Source organism: Flavobacterium sp. AJR, from assembly GCF_002156885.1.
GTDB lineage: Bacteria > Bacteroidota > Bacteroidia > Flavobacteriales > Flavobacteriaceae > Flavobacterium.
On sequence record NZ_NCWQ01000002.1, the window covers coordinates 71,730 to 96,465 of the forward strand.

Here is a 24,736-nt window from a genome sequence, read left to right on the forward strand (position 1 = left end):
CAGTACTTTTATTACATATAATGAGCAATTAAGGAATCAGGGTTTTGATTGTGAAGTGCTATGATCTTTATATACGATATTATTTTGTAACCATTAATTATATACTCAATTGAAAGCAAGAGGATTAGTTTACGCGTTGTTTGTGTTTTTTATTTTTCAGAGTTGTGGCAGGAAATCTGCTGCCGATTTCAATTCTGATTTTTCATTGTTCAAAGAATATATAACGAGTTTTACTGGTGGGATAGTTTCATCTCAATCGGATATACGCGTTGTTCTGGCTTTTGAAAAAAAGGAGTGGAAAGTAAATGAAGTTTTAGATAATGACTTATTCGATATTTCTCCAAGTGTCGATGGTAAAGTTGTAGCGCTCTCGAGTAATACAATTGCCTTTATTCCCGAAAAAAAGTTAAAACCCGGAACCGAATATCAGGTAACACTAAATTTAGATAAACTAATTACGCTTCCTAAAAAAGGAGATGATGATAAGGATCTTTCTAAATTCAACTTTACTGTTAAAACGGTTAAGCAGGATTTTATCGTAAATACACTAGATGTTCAATCCTATAGTAAAGAATATCAGTATCTAAATTGTGTATTAAAAACAGCCGATGTTATAGATTTAGAGACAGCAAAGAAGTTGGTTATGGCGAGCCATAACGGAAAAGATCTTACTATTAAATTTGATAAAGCAGCAAGTTCAGGAAAAGAATTTAAGTTTATCATAGATAGTATTCAGCGTTTATCTGACGTAAGTAATCTTGAAATTTCTTATGATGGAAGTGATTTTGACATTGATCAAAAAGGAAAAATGGATTTCCCGATAACATCAATAAATGAGTTTAAAATTATTAAAGTCGAAATTCCAGATGAAAACAATCAATCTGTATTAATTAATTTCTCAGAACCATTAGAGAAAGGACAGGATTTTAAAGGATTGGTTGCCATACAAAATACAAATAATCTAAAATTCTCAACACAAGGAAATACGCTAAAAGTTTATTTTAGTAACGAAAAGCCTGTTGAGGAAGTGGTACATGACGTTGCTGTTGTAGTTGTTGATACAGCAAGTGTAGCTGTAGATTCAACGAGTGTAAGTGTAGATAGTGCTGCGGTAGCTGTTGAAGCTGCGGCTGAAGAAGTCGCAGAACCAGAACTAGTATCTGATCAAACAGTAACAGGCGAGTTATTATTAGAAGTTTTTCAAGGGATAGAAAGTCAGTATGGTCGAAAAATGGCAGAGAATTATTCGGAGAAGATTTCTTTTGACCAAATAAAACCAAACATTCGTTTTATTAAAAACGGAACAATTTTGCCAAGTTCTAATAATTTAAAACTGAATTTTGAAGCAGTAAATCTTGGGGCGGTAGATGTAAAAGTTTACAAGATTTATAAAAATAACATATTACAATTTCTTCAAAATAACGAATTAAACGGAGCTCAGAACCTAAAACGAGTTGCACAGCCTGTTGCTAAAACAACGCTTAATCTTAAAGATAATACATTAGTTAATCCGACGAAGTGGAATACCTATGCATTAGATTTATCTAAAATTATAACTCCAGAACCAGGTGCAATTTATAGAGTAGAGTTCTCGTACAAGAGAGCATATTCTTTATATAAATGCGAAACTTCTGAACCAGATACAGATCAAACCGAAGAGGAAGAAGATGTAGATGAAAATGATGTGAACTACAGCGGTAATTCGTATGACGACTATTATTACGATGATTACGAATGGAGAGAAAGCCAGGATCCTTGTACAGGTTCGTATTATTACAATGCCAAAATAGGAACAAATATTTTAGCTTCAGATTTAGGAGTAATTGCTAAAAGAGGAGAGAATAAATCGTATTTATTTGTAGTAAATAATATAATCACAACAGAACCAGTTTCGAATGCAAGAGTAGATTTATATAGTTTTCAACAACAAAAACTAGCAACAGGAGCAACAAGCAGCGAAGGAATTGCTTCTTTTCAGTTAGACAAATTTGCTTATTTTGCTATTGTTACTTTAGGAACACAATCGACTTACGTGAAACTTGATGATGGAAATTCATTGTCGGTAAGTAATTTTGATGTTGCTGGAGAAACCTTGCAAAAAGGATTAAAAGGATTTATTTACGGCGAACGTGGTGTTTGGCGTCCGGGAGATAATTTGTATTTGTCATTTATACTTAATGATGCTGCAAATAAACTACCAAAAGCGCATCCGATAAAATTTAGATTAACCGATCCTAACGGAAAAGTTACCTATCAAACCGTACAAAAATCCAATGACTTAAACCATTATGCGTTTACAGTTCCTACAGATACAGAAGCGCCTACAGGAAATTGGGAAGCAATGGTAAGCGTTGGTGGAGCCAAATATTATAAGAGCATAAAAATTGAGACGATTAAACCGAATCGTTTAAAAATTAAAAATACTTTCAGGAGAGCAATATTATCTTCATCATATCCAAATACAAGTAGCCTGGAAGTTACATGGCTTCATGGAGCTATTGCTAAAAATCTGAATGTAGAAATGCAGGCAAAATTTTCGCAACAAAGCACGACTTTTAAAGGCTATGATAAATTTGTTTTTGACGATTTAGTACGTCAATTTAGTACCGAAGAAATTAATATATTTTCAGGTAAACTAGATGCAAACGGAAGAGCGTCGGTAAACATTGAACCTAAATTACAAGGTCAGGCACCGGGAATGCTAAAAGCAGCTTTTATTACTAAAGTGTATGAAGAAGGTGGAGATTTTAGTACCGATGTTATCTCGACAACTTATTCTCCGTATAATACTTATGTGGGAGTAAAATCGCCAGAACCTACTAAATACGGAATGCTGGAAACTCGTAAGCAAAACCGATTTGATATTGTTACAGTTGATGAAAACGGAAGACCAAAATCCGTAAGAAACCTTGAGGTAAAAGTGTATAAAACAGAATGGCGCTGGTGGTGGGATGCTTCGAGTGATAATTTATCCAATTATAATTCGTCGAATGCGACAACATCATATAAAACATTTACTGTAAATACAGATTCAAGCGGAAAAGGAAGTTGTCAGTTTGCTTTGACAGATGAAGAATGGGGACGTTACTTAATTCGTGTTTCGGATGAAATAGGCGGACACGCATCGGCAATAACAGTAAATATTGACTGGCCAATATGGTCTGGAAAGACAAGAAACACAGATGCTTCTACAGCTAATATGCTTGTTTTTTCTACAGATAAAAAGAATTATGCAGTAGGCGAAAAAGCACAAATATCTTTCCCGTCAAGCGAAGGTGGGCGCGCTTTGGTTTCTATAGAAAATGGATCGAAAGTAGTACAGACACTTTGGGTGAAAACTCAAAAAGGAGAAACTAAGGTCGAAGTTCCGATTACTGGAGCAATGGCACCTAATGTGTATTTTAATATAACACTTTTACAACCGCATGCATCGACTAAGAATGATTCGCCAATTCGTATGTACGGAATCGTTCCTATCGAAGTAATTGATAAAACTACGATTCTTGCTCCAAGCATTGCTATGCCGGATGTACTAAAACCGGAGCAAACGTTTCCTATAAAAGTAAGCGAGAAATCAGGAAAAGAAATGACCTATACGATTGCAGTTGTCGATGAAGGTTTACTTGATTTAACCCGATTTAAAACACCAAACGCTTGGGATAGTTTTTATGTACGTGAAGCTTTGGGTGTGAAAACATGGGATGTGTATGATGATGTTATTGGAGCATATGGCGGAAAAGTAAATCAGATTTTCAGTATTGGTGGAGACCAGGATTTAGGTGGCGGAAAAGCAAAAAAAGCCAATCGTTTTAAACCAGTCGTTATTTATCTTGGACCATTCAAATTAAAAAAAGGAGAAACGAAAACACATCAGGTAAAATTGCCTAAATACATTGGTTCAGTGCGAACAATGATTGTAGCGGGAGATGCGAATACAAGTGCTTACGGAAGTGTTGAAAAAGCAACTCCGGTACGTAGTCCGTTAATGGTATTGGCTTCATTGCCTAGAAAAATTTCTCCATCAGAAAAAGTAACACTTCCAGTTACAATTTTTGCAATGGAAAAACACATCAAAAACGTTACTGTACAAATAAAAACAAGCAATGGATTAAGAGTTGTAGGAAGTCCAGCGCAAAGATTGACATTTGCTCAGCCCGACGAAAAAATGGCTTATTTTAATCTAGAAGTTGGAGGTGCAACCGGAATTGCCAAAGTGCAGGTTATTGCTACATCAGGAACTGAGAAGTCAGTTTATGATGTCGAAATAGATATGACAAATCCAAATCCTGTTACTAATACTTTTACAGATGTTATTTTAGAGCCTAATAGTTCTAAGACAATTGTATGGAAAACATTCGGAGTTTCGGGAAGTAATAAAGCGAAACTGGAAGTATCGTCGATGCCAACGATTAACTTAAACGGACGTTTACAGTTTCTTATTCAGTATCCACATGGATGTGTAGAGCAAACAACTTCATCCGTATTTCCGCAATTATTCTTAAATGATGTTGCTGATATTGATGCAACACGTCAGCAACTTATCCAAAAGAATGTTACTGCTGGAATTACAAGATTAGGAAGTTTCCAATTGCCAAACGGTGGACTTTCATACTGGCAAGGAAATTCGATTGCTGATGATTGGGGAAGTTCATACGCTGGACATTTTATGATAGAAGCAGAGAAGAAAGGATATGTTTTGCCAATTAATTTTAAATCAAAATGGCTTTCTTATCAACAAAGAGAAGCAAAACAATGGCGATTTGAACCACGTTACGGGAATGATATGGCGCAAGCGTATCGTTTGTACACATTGGCTTTAGCAGGTTCGTCAGATTTGTCTTCGATGAACAGATTACGTGAAACCAAGGGAATCTCTAACGAAAGTAAATTACGATTGGCAGCAGCGTATGTTTTAGCAGGTCAAAAAAGTGCTGCTTCGAGTTTGTTATTAAGTAGTACAATCGATGACGAATCGTCTAGTTATAATTATTATTACTATGGTTCAAGCGATAGAAATCGTGCAATGGCTCTGGAAACAATGTTATTATTAGGACAGAAACAAAAAGCATTTGCGATGGCTACAAAACTGGCTAAAAGTATGGCAAGTGATCGATGGATGAGCACGCAAACTACCGCTTATTCTTTGTATGCAATGTCTAAATTCTCATTGAACAATGGTGTTAAAGGAATAGATGTACAGTTTAGCAAAGACGGAAAAAGTCAGGTTATAAAAACTTCAAAAACAGTTGCTGACAGAAGTTTAGTAGTTAAAATGGGCTCAAACAGTATTACTTTAAAAAACAATAAAAAGAATACGATTTATGTTCGAGTATTAAATACTGGAATTTTACCAATAGGTCAGGAAAATGTAGTTCAGAGTGATGTATCTGCTGGTATAGTGTTTAAAAACAGAAAAGGTGGAGTAATTAATGTTTCAAAGATTACTCAAGGAACAGAGTTTATTGCTGAGGTGACCGTTAGAAACCAAAGAAATGAGCGTGTAGAAAATGTAGCATTATCACAAATTCTACCTTCAGGATTCGAAATTGTAAATACTCGTTTTACCGATTATGGAGATGCAACCAATAATGTAGCCGATTATATCGATATTCGTGATGATAGAACAAATTTCTATTTTGGATTAAAAGCCGGTGAAACCAAAGTCTTTAAAATCCTATTGAACGCATCGTATCTTGGAAATTATTATTTGCCAGGATTACAATGCGAAGCAATGTATGATAATACATTCTTAGCGAGAACAAAAGGATTTTGGGTAGAGGTTGTGAAGTAAAGTTCTGTTGGATTTCATATCCTAACAGGTTTCTAAAACCTGTTAGGTATTATTAGGTATATAGGAATGAGAGAACGAATATTAGAATCAAGAGCCGTTAAAGTATGCCTAACAAGTTTCTAAAATTAGTTAGGAAAGACAGATAATTAAATATTAGAGTATACCTAACAGGTTTTAGAAACCTGTTAGGATAATAAAATTGAAGAAGGTGAAGAAGGATATTTTTGAAGCAGGACAATATTATCATATTTATAACAGAGGAAATAATAAAGAAGATATTTTTATAGAAGAAAAGAATTATAATTATTTTCTGGAAAAAGTAAAAAAGTATATTTTACCAATAGCGGATATTTATGCCTATTGTTTGCTGAAAAACCATTTTCATATTGTTTTAAGGATAAAAGATGAAAGTAATTTATCTGAAAAATCAAAAGAGAAGATTCATCTGCCATTTTCAAATTTGTTTAATGCTTATTCTAAAAGTATTAATAAAGCTTATAATAGAACAGGAAGTTTATTTCAAGAACATTTACAAAGGAACAGAATAGAAGATGAAGTGTATTTGAAACAATTAATTATATATGTTCATTTGAATCCTCTTAAGCATAAATTTACAGAATATTTCGACTCTTATTTGCATTCATCATATCGTTCTTATTTGTCCGAAAAGCTAACAAGTATTGATAGAGAATCTATTCTCGAATTATTTGATGGTTTAGATAATTTTAAAATTTGTCATAATGAAAGAAGGATTGTTTATGAGGGAGTAATCAATGATGTAAATTTAAGTGACGAATAGAAAAATCCGTTGAGTTCTCCTAACAGGTTTCCAAAACCTGTTAGGTATCAGTTAGCTATGGGAGAGATTGAAAGTAGAACTAAAGAATATATCTAAAAGGTATTGGAAGCTTGCAAGGTATTCTAGAAATAGAAGAAAAAGTATTAAAAATAAGAACTGAAAAATATATACCTAACAGGTTTTGAAAACCTGTTAGGATACTAAAAGATTACTTTGAAAAATAAATTAAAAGCGTTCCTTCAACGCATTATAAATTGGATTAAACAGAATAAAATAAAATCACTACTAGCATTTTTGTTAGTGGTGATTTATTATTTTTCGTTGCCACGAACATTATTTCAAGAACCCTATTCTACAGTTATTGAGAGTAAGGAAGGAGAATTATTAGGGGCGAAGATTGCACGTGACGGACAATGGCGTTTTCCTGCGCAAGATAGTGTTCCGGATAAGTTCAAGAAGTGTATAGTATATTTTGAAGACGAATATTTCTATAAGCATCCCGGATTTAATCCTGTTGCAATGGTCAATGCAATCAAGCAAAACAGGAAAGCCGGAAAAGTTGTTCGTGGAGGAAGTACGCTTACACAGCAAGTAATCCGATTATCAAGAAAAGGAAAAGGTAGAACTTATTTTGAAAAACTAGTCGAGGTTATTCTTGCAACAAGATTGGAGTTAGGATATTCTAAAGATGAAATTTTGGAATTATATGCAGCTCACGCTCCTTTTGGAGGAAATGTTGTAGGTCTCGAAATGGCTTCATGGAGATATTTTGGAGTAAAATCCAATCAGTTATCATGGGCAGAAAATGCAACTTTGGCGGTTTTGCCAAATGCGCCGAGTTTAATTTATCCGGGAAAGAATCAAATTAAATTATTAGAGAAACGGAATCGCCTTTTGCGTAAGCTTAACCAGGAAGGTATTATTGATAAACAAACCTATGAACTTTCGATAGAAGAACCTTTACCTAAAAAGCCTTATGATTTGCCACAAATAGCACCACATTTATTGCAGCGCGTGGCTAAAAATCAAGAGGGAACGAGAGTAAAAACTACAGTTGAGTTTGCTTTACAAAATAGAGTAAACCAAATCGCAAAATATTATTACAATCAATACAAGCAGAACGAAGTTAATAATCTGGCAATTTTAGTAATTGATGTTTCTAACAGAAATGTGATAAGTTATGTAGGGAATTCTCCAACAGATGGAGATCACCAAAAAGATGTAGATATTATAGACGCACCAAGAAGTACAGGGAGTATTTTGAAGCCTTTATTATATGCAGCAATGCTCGATGATGGCGAGATATTACCAAATACTCTGGTTGCCGATGTACCGACACAAATTGCAGGTTATACACCTCAGAATTTTAATCTGACATTCGATGGAGCTGTTCCGGCTCACCGTGCTTTATCACGTTCGCTTAATATTCCTTCGGTGCTTATGTTGCAGGATTTTGGAGTAAATAAGTTTTATGAGGAACTGCAAAAATTCAAATTAAGAAATATTTCCAAACCGCCAGATCATTACGGATTGTCGCTTATTCTTGGTGGAGCCGAAAGTAATTTATGGGATTTATGTCGTAGTTATGCGAGTATGTCCTCGACAATAAATTATTTTAATAAAAGCAATGGTAAGTATCGAACAAACGAATTTACTGAACTAAATTATGAAAACGATTTTGAGCCTGATTTTGGCGACGAAAGTACGCAGAAGAACATCTTGGGCGCGGGGTCAATTTGGTTAACGTATAACGCCATGGAAGAGGTAAACAGACCTGAAGGAGATGAAGCTTGGAAATTTTATGATAGTTCGCTTAAAATAGCATGGAAAACGGGCACAAGTTTTGGTAATCGCGATGCTTGGGCAATAGGAACAAATTCCAGATATGTAGTCGGAGTTTGGGTAGGAAATGCAACAGGCGAGGGAAGACCAACTTTAACAGGAGTTACAAGCGCTGCACCAATTTTATTTGATGTATTTAATTTATTGCCAAGGCAAAAATGGTTTACAACACCTTATGGAGATTTAGATGAAGTTGAGGTTTGTCGTTTAAGTGGACATTTGGCCAAAGATGGCTGTCCGAAAATAAAACAATGGGTTGCCCGAAAAGGGAAAACGACTTCTATTTGTCAGTATCATAAAATTGTGCATTTAGATCAAACGGAAAAATTTCAGGTAAATAGTAGTTGCGAGAGTATTGAGAATATGGTTGTAAAAAATTGGTTTGTTTTACCGCCAGTTATGGCTTGGTATTACAAAAGCAAACATATAGAATATATGCCATTACCGCCATTTAGAGATAATTGCGTTGGTACACAAACTGCTGCAATGGATTTTATTTATCCTAAAGCCAATAGCAAAATCTATTTGACCAAAAATTTTAATAGCGAAATACAACCAGTGATTTTTAAAGTGGCTTATTCACAAAGAGAAAGTCAATTGTTTTGGTATGTAGATAATGTGTACAAAGGCGTTACTAAAGTTTTTCATGAAAAACCTATTGTAATGACTGCCGGATTCCATTATGTTACAGTTGTAGATGAATTAGGAAATGAAATTAGACGAAGAGTTGAGGTAGTGCGGGAATAAATAGGATTAAAACATTCTTAAACGACCATAAACATTTTTGTTATTGGTAAATCTAAAAGTGATTCCAAAAGTAAAACCTTTAATTACAGGGTTTTTTTCTTTGTCAAAAGGAGCTGAATATCCAAAGCCTAAATCAATCATATTTAAAAAAGTAAGACCAGCCAATGCGTAAGCACTTTTATCTGATCCACCAGCTTTTATAAAAATAGATTTCTGAATGTTATAAGATAAATGTATATCTGGCAAACCGTAATATTTGCCGTCATAACTTGTAATTCCGTATCCCAAGCCTAGAAAAAGTTTGTTTTCTTCTTTGCAATCTAAACAAAATTCTAATCCGCCAGTAAATTGACTTTTAGTTGCAATCGAATAGCCAAGATAAAGGATTGGCCATTGAGGAATTTTAAACCCTGATGCATTGTTGTTTGGTTTGTAATTGAATTCTCTGGTATCGGATTTGTTGTCGTTTTCATCATACCATTTTGCATTGCCAACTAAGTATTCGCCTTCAGAGTCTTTGGAATATCCTTGAAATTGTATTTTGTTGCTTTTTAAATAGTAATCATTAATTACATAAAGCGAGTCAGTATTTGTTATTTTGTAGCCAACTGCACTTTTTGTTTTTATTTTTATCGGTTTGATTCTGTAATAAATAGCAGCTTCTTTGTTGGATTTTTTCCAATTCGAATCAAAAAAGATAGTGTCATTTTGAGCTGATATTTTGGATGTGAATAAAACAAAAATGATTAGAAGATGGTATATGTTTATCTTCTTTGAGGAAATATATAAGTGTTTTGTTGAAAGCATTTTCAGTTGATTTTATTATTTTAAATCGAATCAAATATAAGAAAACACTTTAACTTGCTGGGTTTGTTAACTGTTTTTTGGTTTAATTTATAAGCACAAAAAAACCGCCAGTCTCCCGATAGTTATCGGGACGAAAGGCGGTTTCTTGTTTTATTCTTTAATAACATTTCCATCTTTATCATAGAAATGATATTCTAAATACGTGTAAGCGTCACGAGGTATGATTTTTACCCATTTTTTATGTTCAAAAAACCATTTTGAACGTATTGATGGAAAACCTTTACTGAGGTATGCAGCCACAAATGGATGTGTGTTAAGCACAACTTTTTTGTGGGTTTTTAAAAGTCTGTCTAAATCAGATGATATTTTATCAATGATTAAAATTGGCGCTTCAATTTCGCCATTTTCATTGTTAGGATCTTCTTCTCTAGTTTTAATGTTTACTTCGGGTCTTACTCTTTGTCTTGTAATCTGGACTAATCCAAATTTGCTAGGCGGTAAGATTTTATGTTTTGCTTTATCGTCGCTCATTTCTTCTCGCAAGAAGTCGAACAAGACTTTCCTATTTTCAGGATTAGACATATCAATAAAATCAACTACGATTATTCCACCCATATCGCGCAAACGTAATTGTCTGGCAATTTCAGCGGCGGCAATCATATTAACTTCCATGGCTGTGTCTTCTTGATTAGTGGCCTTATTAGAACGGTTTCCGCTATTTACGTCTATAACGTGTAAAGCTTCAGTGTGTTCGATAATAAGATAAGCCCCTTTGCTCATGGAAACGGTTCTGCCAAATGAAGTTTTGATTTGTCTCTCTATATTATATTTCTCGAAAATTGGAGTATCATTTGATTGATAAAACTTAACAATCGATTGTTTTGAAGGTGCAATTTCTTGCAGATAATCCTTCGTTTGATGGTACAACTCTTCATCATCAATTTGAATACCACTAAAGGTATCATTAAATACATCTCTTAATATTGAAGAAGCTCTATTGAGTTCTCCTAATACCTTGGATGGATGATGAGCAGTTGGTAATTTTTTACACATTGCAGTCCATCTGCTAAGCAGGTTCTGCAAATCTTTTTCTAATTCGGCTACGTTTTTGCCTTCGGCTACTGTACGAACAATAACACCAAATCCTTTAGGTTTGATCGATAATACAAGTTTTTTTAAGCGATCCTTTTCTTTTTTATCTTCTATTTTTTGTGAAATAGAGACACGGTCAGAAAAAGGAACTAAAACAATAAAACGTCCAGCCAAAGATAGTTCTGCACTAATTCTTGGACCTTTAGTAGATATTGGTTCTTTTACGACTTGTACTAAAACAGATTGATTAGCACTTAAAATATCAGTAATGGTGCCGTCTTTATCAATCTCTTTTTCAAACTGAAAGGTTTTTAGGGAGAAATCTTTTAATTTACCTGCGCTTACAAGTTTTATGAATTTCAGTTGGGAAGCTAAGTTAGGTCCTAAATCGTGATAATGTAAAAAGGCATCTTTTTCGAAGCCTACATTTACAAAAGCAGCATTAAGTCCAGCAACGGGTTTTCGTATTTTGGCTATAAAAATATCACCAACTTGAAAATTGCTTTTCTCTTCTTCCTTGTGTAATTCAATTAGTTTTCCATCTTTTAATAAGGCAAAATCTACGAAATCAGAACTTGATCTAATGATTAATTCTTTATTCATTTGTAAATTTTTATCCGAACTTTTTAGTTTTCAATTAACAGTTTTCAGTTCATAGTTTTTGCAACTCTTAAACTCATAACGTATAACTCATAACTGAATTGTTAGGATGGATTAAACAATATTTTTTAACAGGTATTGAACCCGGGAGGGAAACTTAAATCTCAATTTTAAAACTCCAAATTCCAATAGAATCAAGATTAATTTCTCAATTTTTGGATTTTGGATTTTAATTTTTGGAATTTTTGAAATTTCCCAAATTTCAATGAACGTTTAAAAAGAAAAAAGTAGTTTAAAACTACTTTTTCTTCTTGTGGCGGTTAGCTCTCGCTCTTTTTTTACGTTTGTGCGTTGCTACCTTATGTCTCTTTCTTTTTTTACCACTTGGCATATCTTATCGATTTTATGATTAATTAATAGTATTATTTTGCTTCGTTATTGATTTTTACTCCTTCTACAAAAACTTTTGCAGGTTTAAACGCAGGAATGTTGTGTGCTGGAATTTTAATAGTGGTGTTTTTAGAAATGTTTCTTCCAGTTTTTTCAGCTCTGGTTTTTACAATAAAACTACCAAACCCTCTTAAATAAACATTGTCTCCAGTTTCTAATGAAGTTTTTACTTCATTCATAAAAGTCTCTACAGTTGCTTGAACGTCACCTTTTTCAAGACCTAATTTTTCTGAAATTTTCGCTACGATATCTGCTTTCGTCATTTTCTTTCCTATTTATAATGGTATACTATTTTTTGAGTTTGCAAATATAGGAATTAAAAAAACAAATATTCAAGCTAATTCGTTAAATTTTAATTACATAAACTTTTACTTTTGTTGTCTAATATTTAATGATGAGTTTTTCTAAACAATTGATAAAATGGTATTTACAAAATAAACGCGATTTACCATGGCGTAATACCACTGATTCTTACCCCATTTGGCTATCAGAAATAATGCTTCAACAGACAAGAGTAGCCCAAGGAATGCCTTATTTTTTGTCTTTTACAAAAGCATTTCCTACTGTTTTTGATTTGGCTAAAGCCGATGAAGAGCAAGTTTTGAAACTTTGGCAGGGATTAGGGTACTATTCTCGTGCAAGAAATTTACATCAAACAGCACAATTTATCGCTAATGAATTAAATGGAATCTTCCCTGGGAGCTATAATGATTTATTAAAACTAAAAGGAGTAGGGGAATATACGGCAGCGGCAATTGCATCATTTTCTTATAATGAAGCTGTTCCTGTTGTCGACGGAAATGTATTTCGAGTTTTATCACGTTACTTCGATATAGAAACTGATATTGCGGCAGCTTCGGCTAGAAAAGAATTTGCAGCTCTGGCATATGAACTAATGCCTAAAGATAATCCTGCAATTTTTAATCAGGCTATAATGGAGTTTGGTGCATTACAATGTGTGCCTAAAAGTCCGGATTGCTCCATTTGTATTTTTGATGATAGCTGCGTGGCTTTGCAAAAGAAGAAAGTAAGTGAGTTGCCAGTAAAATCTAAAAAACTAAAAGTAACTAATAGATATTTTAATTATCTGGTTGTGGAGGATGAATTGGGTAATACGGTTTTGCAAAAACGAACTGCTAAAGGAATTTGGCATAATCTTTATGAGTTCCCGTTATTAGAAACGGATGCCGAAAAAGATTTTGATTTTGTTTCGATGCGTATCCAGGAGGACTTTTTCAGGGAGTATTCTATTATAGGTATAGAAGAGTGTAATCCGAAAAGTATAATTCATAAGTTGTCGCACCAGCATTTGTATATCAAATTTTGGAAGATAAAGTTAAAAGAGACGATTGTAAATGGGATTAATGCTCAGGATTTAAAAACATATCCATTTCCGATTGTGATTCATAATTTTATCGAATCAGAATAAATAAGTTTCTAAAAAAATGTATCTTTGATAGAAATACTATAATAAACCATGAACGGAACATTAAATAAAGTGATGTTAATAGGTCATTTAGGTGACGATGTAAAAATGCATTATTTTGATGGTGGAAATTGCATTGGGCGATTTCAATTAGCAACTAATGAGGTTTATATAAATAAAACGACCAATGAGAAAATCACTTCTACAGAGTGGCATAACTTGGTGGTACGGAATAAAGCCGCAGAAATCTGTGAAAAATATTTATCTAAAGGAGATAAAATTTATATCGAAGGTCGAATAAAATCCCGTCAATGGCAAGCCGAAGATGGTTCGACAAAGCATACAACCGAGATTCAGGTAACTGAGTTCACTTTCTTAACTACTAAAAAAGAGACAGAGAACCAGAAACAAAATCCTCCTTCAGAATCATCAAAAAACACTAACTTTGATGCTTCAAATGATGGCTTACCTATAAATGATTTGCCATTTTGATTGTTTAACTAATTCTTTTTAATTTGGACCCAGAGCCCAGTTTATACGTTGCAAGCGCCTTAGATACCAACCTGATTGTTGGTTTTGTTGGAATTTTTATTTTACTTTTTTGTTCGGCCATTGTTTCTGGTGCCGAAGTAGCACTTTTTTCGCTGTCTCAAAAAGAGATAGACGAAGCATTACAAGAAAACGTGTCCAAAGGAAGAATCATTTCTAATCTTTTGGATAAACCCAAAAAACTTTTAGCGACATTGCTCGTAGCCAATAACTTTATTAACATTGGAGTTGTTATTTTATTCTCTTTTGTAGGTAGAGATATTTTTGACGCAGTTATTTCTCCGGTTTTAAAATTTATTCTAGAGGTAATCCTGGTTACATCTTTAATATTGTTGTTTGGCGAGATTTTGCCTAAGGTATATGCGAGTCGTAACAATCTTAAATTTGCACAACGAGTTGCGTACCCAATAGCAATATTGGATAAATTGCTTTCTCCGGTAAGTTTGCCAATGCGTTCTGCAACTATTTATTTGCATAACAAATTAGGGAAACAAAAAACTAGTTTTTCGGTAGGTCAGTTGTCTCAGGCATTAGAGCTTACGGATTCGGATGATACTTCGACAGAAGAACAAAAAATATTAGAAGGAATTGTTTCTTTCGGAAATACCGATACAAAACAAGTAATGAGTCCTAGAATTGATATTTTTGCATTAGAAATTTCAGAACCTTTTGCGGCTATCTATCCTAAAATAATTGAAAAAGGATATTCTAGAATTCCAGTTTATCGTGATAATATTGACCAGATTGAAGGAGTTTTGTTTGTTAAAGACTTACTTCCTTATATAGATAATAAAGATTTTGATTGGGTTACGCTTATACGAGAACCGTTTTTTGTGCCAGAAAATAAAAAGTTAGATAACTTATTAAAAGATTTTCAGAGTATGAAAAGCCATTTAGCAATTGTTGTTGATGAGTATGGTGGAACTTCGGGATTGGTTTCTTTAGAAGATGTAATCGAAGAGATAGTAGGAGATATTAGTGATGAATTTGATGATGAACATATTAATTTCTCTCAGATAGATGATAAGAATTACTTGTTTGAAGGAAAAATAAATTTAAAAGATTTTTACAGAATCATTGATGTTAATGAGGATTTGTTTGAGATACAAAAAGGAGAAGCTGAAACATTAGGTGGTTTTATTTTGGAGATTATAGGGAACTTTCCTAAGAAGAATCAAAAAATCACTTTCCAGAACTGTACTTTTACAATAGAAGCTGTGGACAGCAAAAGAATAAAACAAATAAAAGTAACAATAGAATAATAAAATGCTTAAAAAATCAATTGCCATAATCGTACTTTTTATAATGACGATAACTGTATTTAGTTGTAAAGACGATGTTGTGCCTAAACCAGCGAGTTATTTAAGGTTGGACTATGCTGAAGCTAAATATGTGAATTTTGAAAACCAATGTCCATTTGCTTTTGAAATGAATGCAGAAGCTGTTATAAAAGGGGAAAAGGATTGTGGATTCACGATTTCATACCCAAAAATGAAAGCAACTATTTATCTTACGTATAAACCAGTAAATGGTGATATTAATAAATTATTGAAAGATGCTCAAAAGTTAACGTATGAGCATGTTATAAAAGCCGATGATATATTAGAACAGCCTTATTTAAATCCTGATAAAAAATTATACGGTATGTTTTATCAAGTTGATGGAAACGCGGCTACAAACTCTCAATTTTACATCACAGATAGCATTAAGCACTTTGTAACAGGTTCGGTTTACTTTTATGCTAAGCCTAATTTTGATTCGATAATGCCAGCTGCGAGTTATATTAAAAACGATATGCAGCATTTAATGGAAACCATTAAGTGGAAGTAGAGAAAAATAGAACTAAAAAAAAGAGCATTCGTTATGAATGCTCTTTCTTTTTGTGGTAAAAAATCGTTGGAATTACGATTTCATATTCGAAACTTTATATGTTTTTCCGTCTCCAGTAGCCTGAACTATTTTAGTTAAGTTTTCTGGGTTTTGAATAGTTTTGTCAAAAGTTACAGTAGCAGTTTTTTTGTCAAAATCTACTTTTGCTTCTTGTACGCCATCTAAGTCAGATAATTCGCTTTCGATAGTTTTAGCGCATCCCATTGCACAAGTCATTCCTTCGATATTAAAACTTGCAGTTTGCACGTTTTGAGCAGCAATTTCTTTATGTACTTTTGGAGCAGCTGCTTCAGTTGTAGCTACTGGCTTAATTTCTTCTGTTTCATTCTTTTTGCAGCTTATAAACAAAAGGCTTGCAATTGCTAAAGCTGCGATTGATTTTACGATTTTCATATTGTTTTGTTTTAATAGTTTACAACAGGATTTGTTTGCAAAATTAATAAAAAACGAGTGAGGAATTCATAAATTTATTACAATTTTGCAGTAAAACAACTATTATGGATTCAAGACAATTGAAGTGGGTTTACTTAACAGTATTGGCCTTGGTTTGGGGAAGTTCTTTTATATTGATAAAAAAGGGACTTGTTGGTTTAACCGCAATTCAATTGGGTTCATTGCGAATTATTTTTGCATCCTTATTTTTGTTTTTGGTTGGTTTTAAGAGTCTGGCTAAAATTCCGCTAGGACAATGGAAGTATATTGCATTGACTTCTGTTTTTGGAACTTTTACGCCTGCTTATCTTTTTGCCATTGCCGAAACTGAAATTGATAGCTCGATTACGGCAATATTAAATTCGCTTACACCATTAAATACATTGGTAATTGGAGCTGTTATTTTTGGAATTCAGTTTCAGAGGCGACAAATCTTTGGTGTTTTTATTGGTTTAATAGGATGTTTGCTTTTGGTTTTTAATGGAGCAATGAGTCATCCAGAACAAAATTATTATTATGCTATTTTAGTTGTGATAGCTTCCCTTTGTTATGCAATAAATGTAAACTTGATTAAGAGGTATTTGTCTGATTTAAGTTCGCTGAGTATTACTACAGGAAACTTTGCAGTACTATTGATTCCTGCAATTGTAATTTTGAGTTTTACAGGCTTTGGTGAAGTAATGTATGATGATAAAGTACAGAATTCAATTTTGTATATAATTATCCTTGGAGTAGTAGGAACAGGAATTGCGAATGTTTTGTTTTTTAAATTGATACAAATGTCATCGCCAGTATTTGCAACTTCAGTAACGTATTTAATTCCTATAGTAGCTTTCTTTTTGGGATTTCTGGATAATGAATTACTTACACCAATTCAGCTTTTGGGCGCATTTATTGTTTTAATAGGAGTTTATTTGTCGGCTAAAAAATGATTTTAGTTTGTAAAAAGTAAGATGTTTTTGTGAAAAGTAATATGTAAAGTTGATTTGAAACGTGTGTCAGACTGAGCGTAGTCGAAGGGCGCTAAGGGCTTCAGTTATGCTCAGCCTCACAAAAAAACTGCATAAAAAAAAGCTTTGTCAAAGTGTAAACTTTGACAAAGCCTTTAAAATCTTAGAGCCTTAGCAACTCAGAATCTTAGAAACCTTTGTCACTTTGAGCCTCTGCGCCTTTGAACCTTCTAAAGAAAATCAGCATCAGAAACTCCTTCGTTGATTTTTACTTCAGACATTTTGATGTTCAATTCAAAACCTACATTTTGAACGATATTAAAAGGAACTTTAACTCCTTTTACTTCTTTATAATCGCCAAAATTGGTGGTTTGTGTAACGGTCTGCCCAGCTTGTTCTGCTATTTTAGATTCAGCAACTTTTAATCCTGATTTTGTATCATAGAAATAAGTTGTTTTACCGTCTTTTATCGCATAAGCATCGCTGTTATTAATAGGCTCGATATGATCTATTGTTAATCCTTCTTTTTTAGAAAGTTGTAATTCTTCAAACGGAACTGCACTAGCTTTCATGTCTGTAAGATCTTTTCCTTCAAGATTTTTTCGTTGTCCTTGTTGCTCGATGTAAGCTCCTTTTTCGTTAACAACTTGCTTCATTAAATTCATAGGTCCCATAGCAAGCGAAACCATCATTTTGCCTTTTGCATCCATCTTAGAAGTGAAGCTTAAAGGAGAAGGAGCCTGAGGAATTGTAGTTGATCCTAGCATTGCAATTGTTTTTACAGAGGCAACGGCTTTTTCTCCACCAATAGCTTTTATGTAATCACTAAAAACAGTTTTAGCAGTTACTCCGGCAGGAACTTCTTTCTTTAATACTGGTTTTTCTACAGGATTAGCATATTTATCAAAATAGCTGATAGGAATATTTAGTTTTTCTAAGCCAGGAATAACCTCAGAGCCTTTTCCTGTAATTACAATTCTCATATTGTCAATTAAGAAATATTTGTTGGCTACTCGAAGTACTTCATCAGCAGTTACATTATTGATGTTTTGGATGTATTTCTCATAAAAATCTGCAGGAAGATTTTCTGTTTCGATATTCAATGCATATCTGGCAACAGCTTGTGGTTTTTCGACTTGCATTACAAATCTACCAATATATCCAGCTTTAACAGTTTTTAGGATTTCATCTGAAACTTTTTCAGCTCGGATTCTTTTTATCTCTTTTACAAATTCAGTTACGGCACTATCAGTTACGGCGTTTCTAACTGCAGAAGCAGCTTTAAATTTAGTTGTATATTTTCCGCTGCCTAAGCCTGAGCTAGCACCATAAGTCCATCCGTGAGCTTCACGTAAATTCATGTTTAAGTAGCTGTTAAAGTCACCGCCTAAAATTTGATTTGCTATTACTGCTGGGAAAAAGTCAGGATCACCCATTTTTAAATTTACAGTATTCACTAATGCTATTTCTGATTGTACCGCATTTGGAACATCAATAAAATTAATTTGAAGATTAGAAACGTTTACAGGATTAGGATAGGTTTCTTTTGGTTGTGTTCTTTTCTCCCATTTTCCAAAAAGCTTTTCTACAGCGGCTTTAGTTTCTTTGAATTTTATATCTCCAATAACTACCAAATAAGCGTTTTCGGGAACAAAGTGATTTCTGTAATTAGTTTCAACGTCAGCAAGAGTTACATTTTTTATAGTTTGCTCGGTAATAAATTCTCCCGAAGGATGATTTTTTCCAAATGCTAATGCATCAACAACTCTACCTTCGATTGCAGGAACGCTTTTTTCATCGGCTTTAAGGCCTTCTAATATTTTTGCTTTTTCCTTATCAAATTCCGCTTGGGTAAAATTAGGTTGTAATGCACCTTCAGCTAAAAGCTCAAGGATTCTCTCTGAATATTTAGAAAGTGAACTAGCAAAAGCACCTTGTGAACTAAAGTTGATGCTTGCTCCGTAAAAATCTATTTCTTCGTTAAAAGCTTCTTTGGTTGTTTTTTTGGTTCCGTTACCAATTAAGCTACTTGTTAGTTCATCTACTCCTTTTTTGTTTCCTTCTACAAATGGAGCGTTGTCTAGTGTTAAATTAAAACTCACTCTTGGTAGTTTGTGATTTTCGACAACTAAAACTTTCATACCATTTGCTAAAACAAAGGTTTGTGGTTTTTTTATGTTTACTACGGGTGAGTTTCCTGGTTTTGGTTGCGGGCGATCTTGTGCTTGCATAATTCCTGTTACGAATAAAAGGATTAAAATAATTTGTCTTTTTTTCATGATTCTAAGAGTCTTAATTTTGTGCCTTTGTGCTAGGAACGTAGTCTAAAATTAAACGTTGATTAGGATTCAGATATTTTTTTGCAACATCTCTAATTTCTTCTCTGGTGATAGAGTGATAGAGGTCGATTTCGGTATTTATAAGATTTACATCACCATAAAGTAGGTAATAACTAGCTAAATTTTCGGCAATTCCTTCTACGCTTGAGTTAGAGTTAACATAATTATTGTCGAACTTGTTTTGTAGTTTTTCGTAATCTTTCTCAGAAATTAAGTTGGTTTGAAGTTTTACAATTTCTTCATCAATTTCTTTTAATAAATCAGCAGATGTGTAAGGATTCATAGGTAATCCGTATAAAATGTACATACCATAATCTTCCTGGCTAAAACCAACTGCACCAATTTGTAAAGCCATTTTTTTATCGTCAACTATTTTCTTGTATAGTTTTGAGCTTTTTCCATCACTTAAATAAGAAGATATTAAATCTAGAACTCTTGCATCTCTGGTTTTCATAGATGGAGTTCTGTAAGACGCAATCAACATCGGAATTTGGATGTTAGGATCTTCGTAAGTTGCTTTGATAGGTTGAGTTATTGGCTCTTCTGTGTAAGTTTGTTTTTGTAATGATTGTCCTTTTGGGATTGGTCCAAAATATTTTTGAACCCACTCTTTTGTTTTGGCTTTGTCAAAATCTCCAGCAATTACTAAAACGGCATTGTTTGGAGTATAGAATTTTTTGTTGAAAGCTTTAAATTCTTCAAGAGTTGCGGCATCTAAATCTTTCATGGAGCCAATTGTTGTCCAGCGATAAGGATGATTTTTGAACATGTTTTTCTTTACCTCTGGAAGAATATTTCCGTAAGGTTGGTTGTCATAACGGGTTCTTTTCTCTTCTTTAACAACTTCATTTTGGGTATCAACCCCAATTTTGTTTATTACAGGATGCATTAATCTTTCAGATTCCATCCATATTGCTAATTCAAGATTGTTAGAAGGGAAAACTTCATAATAATACGTTCTGTCGTCTGAAGTGTTGGCATTATTGGTTCCACCATTGGCGGTTACAATTTTCATCCATTCACCGCGTTTTATATTTTCGGTTCCTTCAAATAATAGGTGTTCAAAAAAGTGTGCAAAACCTGTTCTGTCCGGAGTTTCGTCTTTTGATCCTACATGATACATTACTGAGGTTATGACAACTGGTGCAGAAGGATCATTGTGTAGAATAACGTGCATGCCGTTATCTAAATCGTATTCTTCAAAAGCTACTTTTTGAGCCGAAGCTACTCCACCTAACATAAGTGCTGCGCTTAGCATAATTAATGGTTTTTTCATAGAGGTTAATAATTTTTTCAATTACAATTAATTAGTAATGATTAATTAAAATAGTTACACCAAAAATAACTTTTTTTAATTAGGATTTAGAAAATGGCTTATCTTTTGATGAATGTTTAACAGTATTTTACTACAATAGTGATTTTTAACTATTTGAAAAGTCTTGAAAAACAGGAATTAAAGAACATAGAATAATTTTACTTTAAGAAATTGCACAGTAAATTATTAATTGTATATTTGCAACCTTAAAAATCAATAAATCAATTTGGTATGTATGCAATCGTAGAGATAGCAGGGCAACAATTTAAAGTAAGCAAAGACTTAAAGGTTTTCGTTCACAGATTAGCTAATGAAGAAGGTTCAAAAGTTTCTTTTGACAAAGTTCTTTTATTAGATGATAATGGGAATGTAACTTTAGGCGCCCCAGCTATAGAAGGTGCTTCAGTAGAAGCTAAAGTGTTACAACACTTAAAAGGAGACAAAGTAATCGTTTTCAAAAAGAAAAGAAGAAAAGGTTACAAAAAGAGAAATGGTCACAGACAATATCTTACTCAAATTGTAATTGAAGGTATTACTGCAGCAGGAGGAACTAAAAAAGCAGCGGCTAAAAAAGCGGTTGTAGCAGAAGAAGTAGCTACTGAAGAAGTAGAAGCTCCTAAAGCGAAAAAAGCAGCTCCAAAAGCAAAAAAAGAAGCTACTAAAGAATAATAACAATATTTAAACTCATACGTCATGGCTCACAAGAAAGGTGTCGGTAGTTCGAAGAATGGTAGAGAATCAGAATCAAAACGTTTAGGCGTTAAGATTTTTGGAGGTCAAGCTGCTATTGCTGGGAACATCATCGTTAGACAAAGAGGTTCAAAACATAATCCAGGTGAAAACGTTTACATTAGTAAAGATCACACTCTACACGCAAGAGTAGATGGAGTTGTAAAGTTCCAAAAGAAAAGAGATAATAAATCATACGTTTCTATACTTCCATTCGAAGCATAATAACTAAGATTCTATATTATTATAAAACCCGTTTGCCAAGGCAAACGGGTTTTTCGTTTTTAGGCTGTTGCTTATAATCAATTTGTGATTTGTGTCTCCTTAATTTAGGTTTTAAGATTTACTAAATTAATGCGAAAATCTACGAAATTGCATTCTTAAAGTTTTTTGTCCTGGTTCTGGATAGTTTTATTATTACTACTTTTGATTAGATAAATCTATTTTAGTTTTGAAAAGAATATTATTACTTCTATTATTTTTTTGTGTTACTGTGTATGCGAAAACTGTATCTGGTCATATTGCAAATCAAATTGTATCACTTGATGAATCACAAAAAAGAATTTTATATGAATTTGCTATTTTACAGAAAAATGGTTCTGATGCCAATGTGTATTGGGAAAAATACAAAAGTCAGTTTCCTGCCATAAATGATAGTATAAGAGATGAGTTGGCTAATGAAATATTTGTTAATTCTCATGTTTTATATACTCCAATAAAAAACTCTGCTATCGAATTATGGATGCAAGCACAATCATTTACGAATTGGATGTTGTACTTAGCGGCATTTATTGCGGTGTGTGCAGTAATAGGTTTGTTGCGTAATTATTGGGGAGCTATTATCAGAATGCTTATAAAGCAATTTGAACCTTTGTTTAAAGTGTTGTTTTCGGAAGTTATACTAACGTATGAATTACTATTGATTGGTGCAGTTTGTGTTGTTCTGGGATGTAGTGTAGAAGATATGGTACTGCGTACGGTTATTATTCATGTTGGTTTCTTTTTATTATGGAGTCAATCTACGGCATTATTTACTAAAAAGTATCTTGTTCGTGGATACATCTATAAAATAAAAAGTAATTTTTGGGAACAAGACAGGTGGGAAGTGGTAAAAACAATTTGCCTTCCTGCTATTATTGTTACGGTTGCTATTTTGTATGTATTGTATAAAGTACCCGAGGATGTGTTTTATAATTATGAAGTTGTTGTGTCTGGTCTTGCTGCAATTTATGCTTTCCCTGTTTGGAGATTGCTGGAAAAATATATGTATCCTGTTTTAATACCTTATAAAGATGTTTATATAGAAAGAAGTATTTATTCTCTTGCAACTTGTACGGTTTTGGCTTTGTTTATAGATGTCGTGTTTTTGTGGCAATCAAGCGCTGCGTTATCGTATATTATAATTGCATTGACTTCGCTGTTGGTTCTGTCGTTTTTAATTTTATCTGTAAAGGTTAATTACAGCCATAATTATAAAAATTATTTTTACTTGCAATTTGTCACAGTTCTTTTCTTTTTATCTGTTTTGTTTTATGGTTTTAGTATTAAATCGGGTGAAATGATTTGGGTATCATTAGTTGGAACATGCATTTTTATTGTTATTAAATATTGGGAGATTCCGACATTTTACTTTAGTTGGAAAAGAAGAAACGGATCATGGGCTTGGGGATTTCTCGGGATGGCAGCTTTATTGTGGTTACTAGCTAAGGGGATTTTGTATGTTTCGAAAGTCTTGTATGTATAAGTTTGGACAGATCGAAGAATTTTTGACTAGATAAAATACAGCTTTGATTTTGAGATGGAATAAATTAAAAATAATATAATTTAAGTGATGGATAAGATTGTGATTAGATTAGCAAACAAGGATGAAATAGATTGGATAAATTCTAAATATTCTGAAATTGATTTTGTGCATTCAAATTTTGAAAATGAAATCATTGCTATAGCAGAAATGGGTGATACAAAATGTGGCCTGGGAAGAATTGTAAATGTAGATGATGCTAATTGTGAACTTGGAGGAATGTTTGTTTTTGAAGAGTTTAGGGGACTTAAAATCGCAGAAAAAATTATTGAATTTCTTATTGATAAGAATCAAAATAAAGATAAAAACACTTGGTGTTTGCCATTTGAAAAGCTAAGCAATTTCTATAATAAATTCGGATTTGAAGATAATAATAGAAAAAATAGAGAAGTTCCTAAAGCTGTTATAGAAAAACATATCTGGTGTAATTCTAATTATGATGACAAAGTTCTTTTATTGGTAAAATAGATATTGATTGAAAGAAGATTATTTATTTTCTATAGTCGATAAGATAAAATTGATTCTTTCCTTTGTTCCTAATTTTGGGACTTCTATTAATTGGTAACCACAACCATTATAGGTGTTTTTTATTGCTTTATAGGTGTCTATTGCTTCTTGAAAAGATTGTTTGCGTTCGGTATCTGTTAGGTAAATTTCTTCCCAAGGAGGCAGGATAAATACAATCGGATTATAGCGGTATTTTTTAACAGCCTCTATGAGTTCTGGAGGAGGTTTTAAACCAATTAAATTTGTGTACGCTAAAGTGTCTGGAATTCCTCGGTCAAAAAAGGTGATTAAAGCATTGTCTTTGTTTTTTATATAGGTTTCAATCGAGTATTCCAGCATTAATAATGTAAATTTTTCTTTGTCTGCCCAAGGCAAAGCATTTCCATTTGATTGTACTTGTTCCTTAATTATTTCACGAGCCACTTCGTCTACACAATTATGGTCTCTTCTTTTTAATTCTTCGATAATTGTTGTTTTGCCGCATCCGGGACCTCCAGTAATGGCAAATAAATAGATTGATTTATTCATTTTAATTTATTGGTCTCTAATATAGTTTAACACTATGTGCTTTAGTGCATTTTGCTTTAGCTTCTAAAAAATATTTTAGCCACAAATTGCACAAATTTCCACAAATTAATTAGCGCTAATTTGTGTAATTTGCGGTTAATAA

19 protein-coding genes are annotated in these 24,736 nt (G+C 33.1%); 12 read left to right on the top strand and 7 right to left on the bottom strand.

Annotated elements, in window-relative coordinates:
- Positions 1-109 precede the first annotated feature (109 nt).
- The 3 genes from B8T70_RS00705 to pbpC all read left to right on the top strand — a co-directional run bounded on the left by B8T70_RS00705 (position 110) and on the right by pbpC (position 9,179).
- Entirely contained in the window at positions 110-5,791 is a 5,682-nt protein-coding gene (locus B8T70_RS00705) for an alpha-2-macroglobulin (protein WP_086893568.1), read from the top strand.
- A gap of 208 nt (positions 5,792-5,999) precedes the next feature.
- Positions 6,000-6,590 carry a transposase gene (locus B8T70_RS00710; RefSeq protein ID WP_086893569.1) on the top strand — a complete coding sequence of 197 codons (591 nt, stop codon included), beginning with the start codon at positions 6,000-6,002 and terminating at the stop codon, positions 6,588-6,590.
- A 213-nt stretch (positions 6,591-6,803) separates the two neighbouring features.
- Positions 6,804-9,179 carry a penicillin-binding protein 1C gene (gene pbpC / locus B8T70_RS00715; protein WP_086893570.1) on the top strand — a complete coding sequence of 792 codons (2,376 nt, stop codon included), beginning with the start codon at positions 6,804-6,806 and terminating at the stop codon, positions 9,177-9,179.
- Between the two features lie 6 nt (positions 9,180-9,185).
- Here pbpC and B8T70_RS00720 read toward each other — a convergent pair whose 3' ends face one another.
- The 3 genes from B8T70_RS00720 to B8T70_RS00730 all read right to left on the bottom strand — a co-directional run bounded on the left by B8T70_RS00720 (position 9,186) and on the right by B8T70_RS00730 (position 12,391).
- Positions 9,186-9,986: a hypothetical protein gene (locus tag B8T70_RS00720; RefSeq protein ID WP_086893571.1), complete on the bottom strand. Its 801-nt coding sequence runs from the start codon at positions 9,984-9,986 to the stop codon at positions 9,186-9,188.
- 150 nt (positions 9,987-10,136) lie between these two features.
- Positions 10,137-11,681, bottom strand: a complete 1,545-nt coding sequence (locus tag B8T70_RS00725) for a ribonuclease E/G (RefSeq protein ID WP_039116937.1) — start codon at positions 11,679-11,681, stop codon at positions 10,137-10,139.
- A gap of 419 nt (positions 11,682-12,100) precedes the next feature.
- Positions 12,101-12,391 (bottom strand): HU family DNA-binding protein, encoded by a 291-nt coding sequence (locus B8T70_RS00730; protein WP_039112429.1) that lies wholly within the window; start codon positions 12,389-12,391, stop codon positions 12,101-12,103.
- 131 nt (positions 12,392-12,522) lie between these two features.
- On the opposite strand from B8T70_RS00730, the gene mutY reads away from it, so the two are divergent.
- From mutY to gldD, 4 genes are read left to right on the top strand one after another with little or no spacing between them, the layout of a single operon-like run.
- Positions 12,523-13,557 (top strand): A/G-specific adenine glycosylase, encoded by a 1,035-nt coding sequence (gene mutY, locus B8T70_RS00735; protein ID WP_086893572.1) that lies wholly within the window; start codon positions 12,523-12,525, stop codon positions 13,555-13,557.
- Positions 13,558-13,605: 48 nt separating this feature from the next.
- Complete coding sequence (locus B8T70_RS00740; protein ID WP_039112427.1) at positions 13,606-14,046, top strand: single-stranded DNA-binding protein; 441 nt, start codon at positions 13,606-13,608, stop codon at positions 14,044-14,046.
- A gap of 23 nt (positions 14,047-14,069) precedes the next feature.
- Positions 14,070-15,365, top strand: a complete 1,296-nt coding sequence (locus tag B8T70_RS00745; protein ID WP_086893573.1) for a gliding motility-associated protein GldE — start codon at positions 14,070-14,072, stop codon at positions 15,363-15,365.
- Between the two features lie 4 nt (positions 15,366-15,369).
- A complete protein-coding gene (gldD, locus tag B8T70_RS00750; protein ID WP_039112425.1) occupies positions 15,370-15,933 on the top strand; it encodes a gliding motility lipoprotein GldD in 564 nt (187 codons plus the stop codon).
- A 72-nt stretch (positions 15,934-16,005) separates the two neighbouring features.
- Here gldD and B8T70_RS00755 read toward each other — a convergent pair whose 3' ends face one another.
- Entirely contained in the window at positions 16,006-16,386 is a 381-nt protein-coding gene (locus B8T70_RS00755; RefSeq protein WP_039112424.1) for a heavy-metal-associated domain-containing protein, read from the bottom strand.
- 104 nt (positions 16,387-16,490) lie between these two features.
- Here B8T70_RS00755 and B8T70_RS00760 point away from each other — a divergent pair, with 104 nt between their 5' ends.
- Entirely contained in the window at positions 16,491-17,357 is an 867-nt protein-coding gene (locus tag B8T70_RS00760; protein ID WP_086893574.1) for a DMT family transporter, read from the top strand.
- A 248-nt stretch (positions 17,358-17,605) separates the two neighbouring features.
- Here the strand turns inward: B8T70_RS00760 and B8T70_RS00765 are convergent, their stop codons facing one another.
- Both B8T70_RS00765 and B8T70_RS00770 read right to left on the bottom strand, forming a co-directional pair.
- A complete protein-coding gene (locus B8T70_RS00765; RefSeq protein WP_369827325.1) occupies positions 17,606-19,654 on the bottom strand; it encodes an insulinase family protein in 2,049 nt (682 codons plus the stop codon).
- 13 nt (positions 19,655-19,667) lie between these two features.
- Entirely contained in the window at positions 19,668-20,990 is a 1,323-nt protein-coding gene (locus B8T70_RS00770; protein WP_039116943.1) for a pitrilysin family protein, read from the bottom strand.
- A 270-nt stretch (positions 20,991-21,260) separates the two neighbouring features.
- On the opposite strand from B8T70_RS00770, the gene rplU reads away from it, so the two are divergent.
- The 4 genes from rplU (at position 21,261) to B8T70_RS00790 (ending at position 24,027) form a co-directional block, all read left to right on the top strand.
- Positions 21,261-21,698, top strand: a complete 438-nt coding sequence (rplU, locus tag B8T70_RS00775) for a 50S ribosomal protein L21 (protein ID WP_035619759.1) — start codon at positions 21,261-21,263, stop codon at positions 21,696-21,698.
- Positions 21,699-21,722: 24 nt separating this feature from the next.
- Positions 21,723-21,983, top strand: a complete 261-nt coding sequence (gene rpmA / locus B8T70_RS00780; protein WP_007805051.1) for a 50S ribosomal protein L27 — start codon at positions 21,723-21,725, stop codon at positions 21,981-21,983.
- A 226-nt stretch (positions 21,984-22,209) separates the two neighbouring features.
- A complete protein-coding gene (locus B8T70_RS00785; RefSeq protein WP_242667410.1) occupies positions 22,210-23,502 on the top strand; it encodes a hypothetical protein in 1,293 nt (430 codons plus the stop codon).
- An 87-nt stretch (positions 23,503-23,589) separates the two neighbouring features.
- Entirely contained in the window at positions 23,590-24,027 is a 438-nt protein-coding gene (locus B8T70_RS00790; RefSeq protein WP_086893576.1) for a GNAT family N-acetyltransferase, read from the top strand.
- A gap of 18 nt (positions 24,028-24,045) precedes the next feature.
- Here the strand turns inward: B8T70_RS00790 and B8T70_RS00795 are convergent, their stop codons facing one another.
- A complete protein-coding gene (locus tag B8T70_RS00795; protein ID WP_086893577.1) occupies positions 24,046-24,594 on the bottom strand; it encodes an AAA family ATPase in 549 nt (182 codons plus the stop codon).
- Positions 24,595-24,736 lie beyond the last annotated feature (142 nt).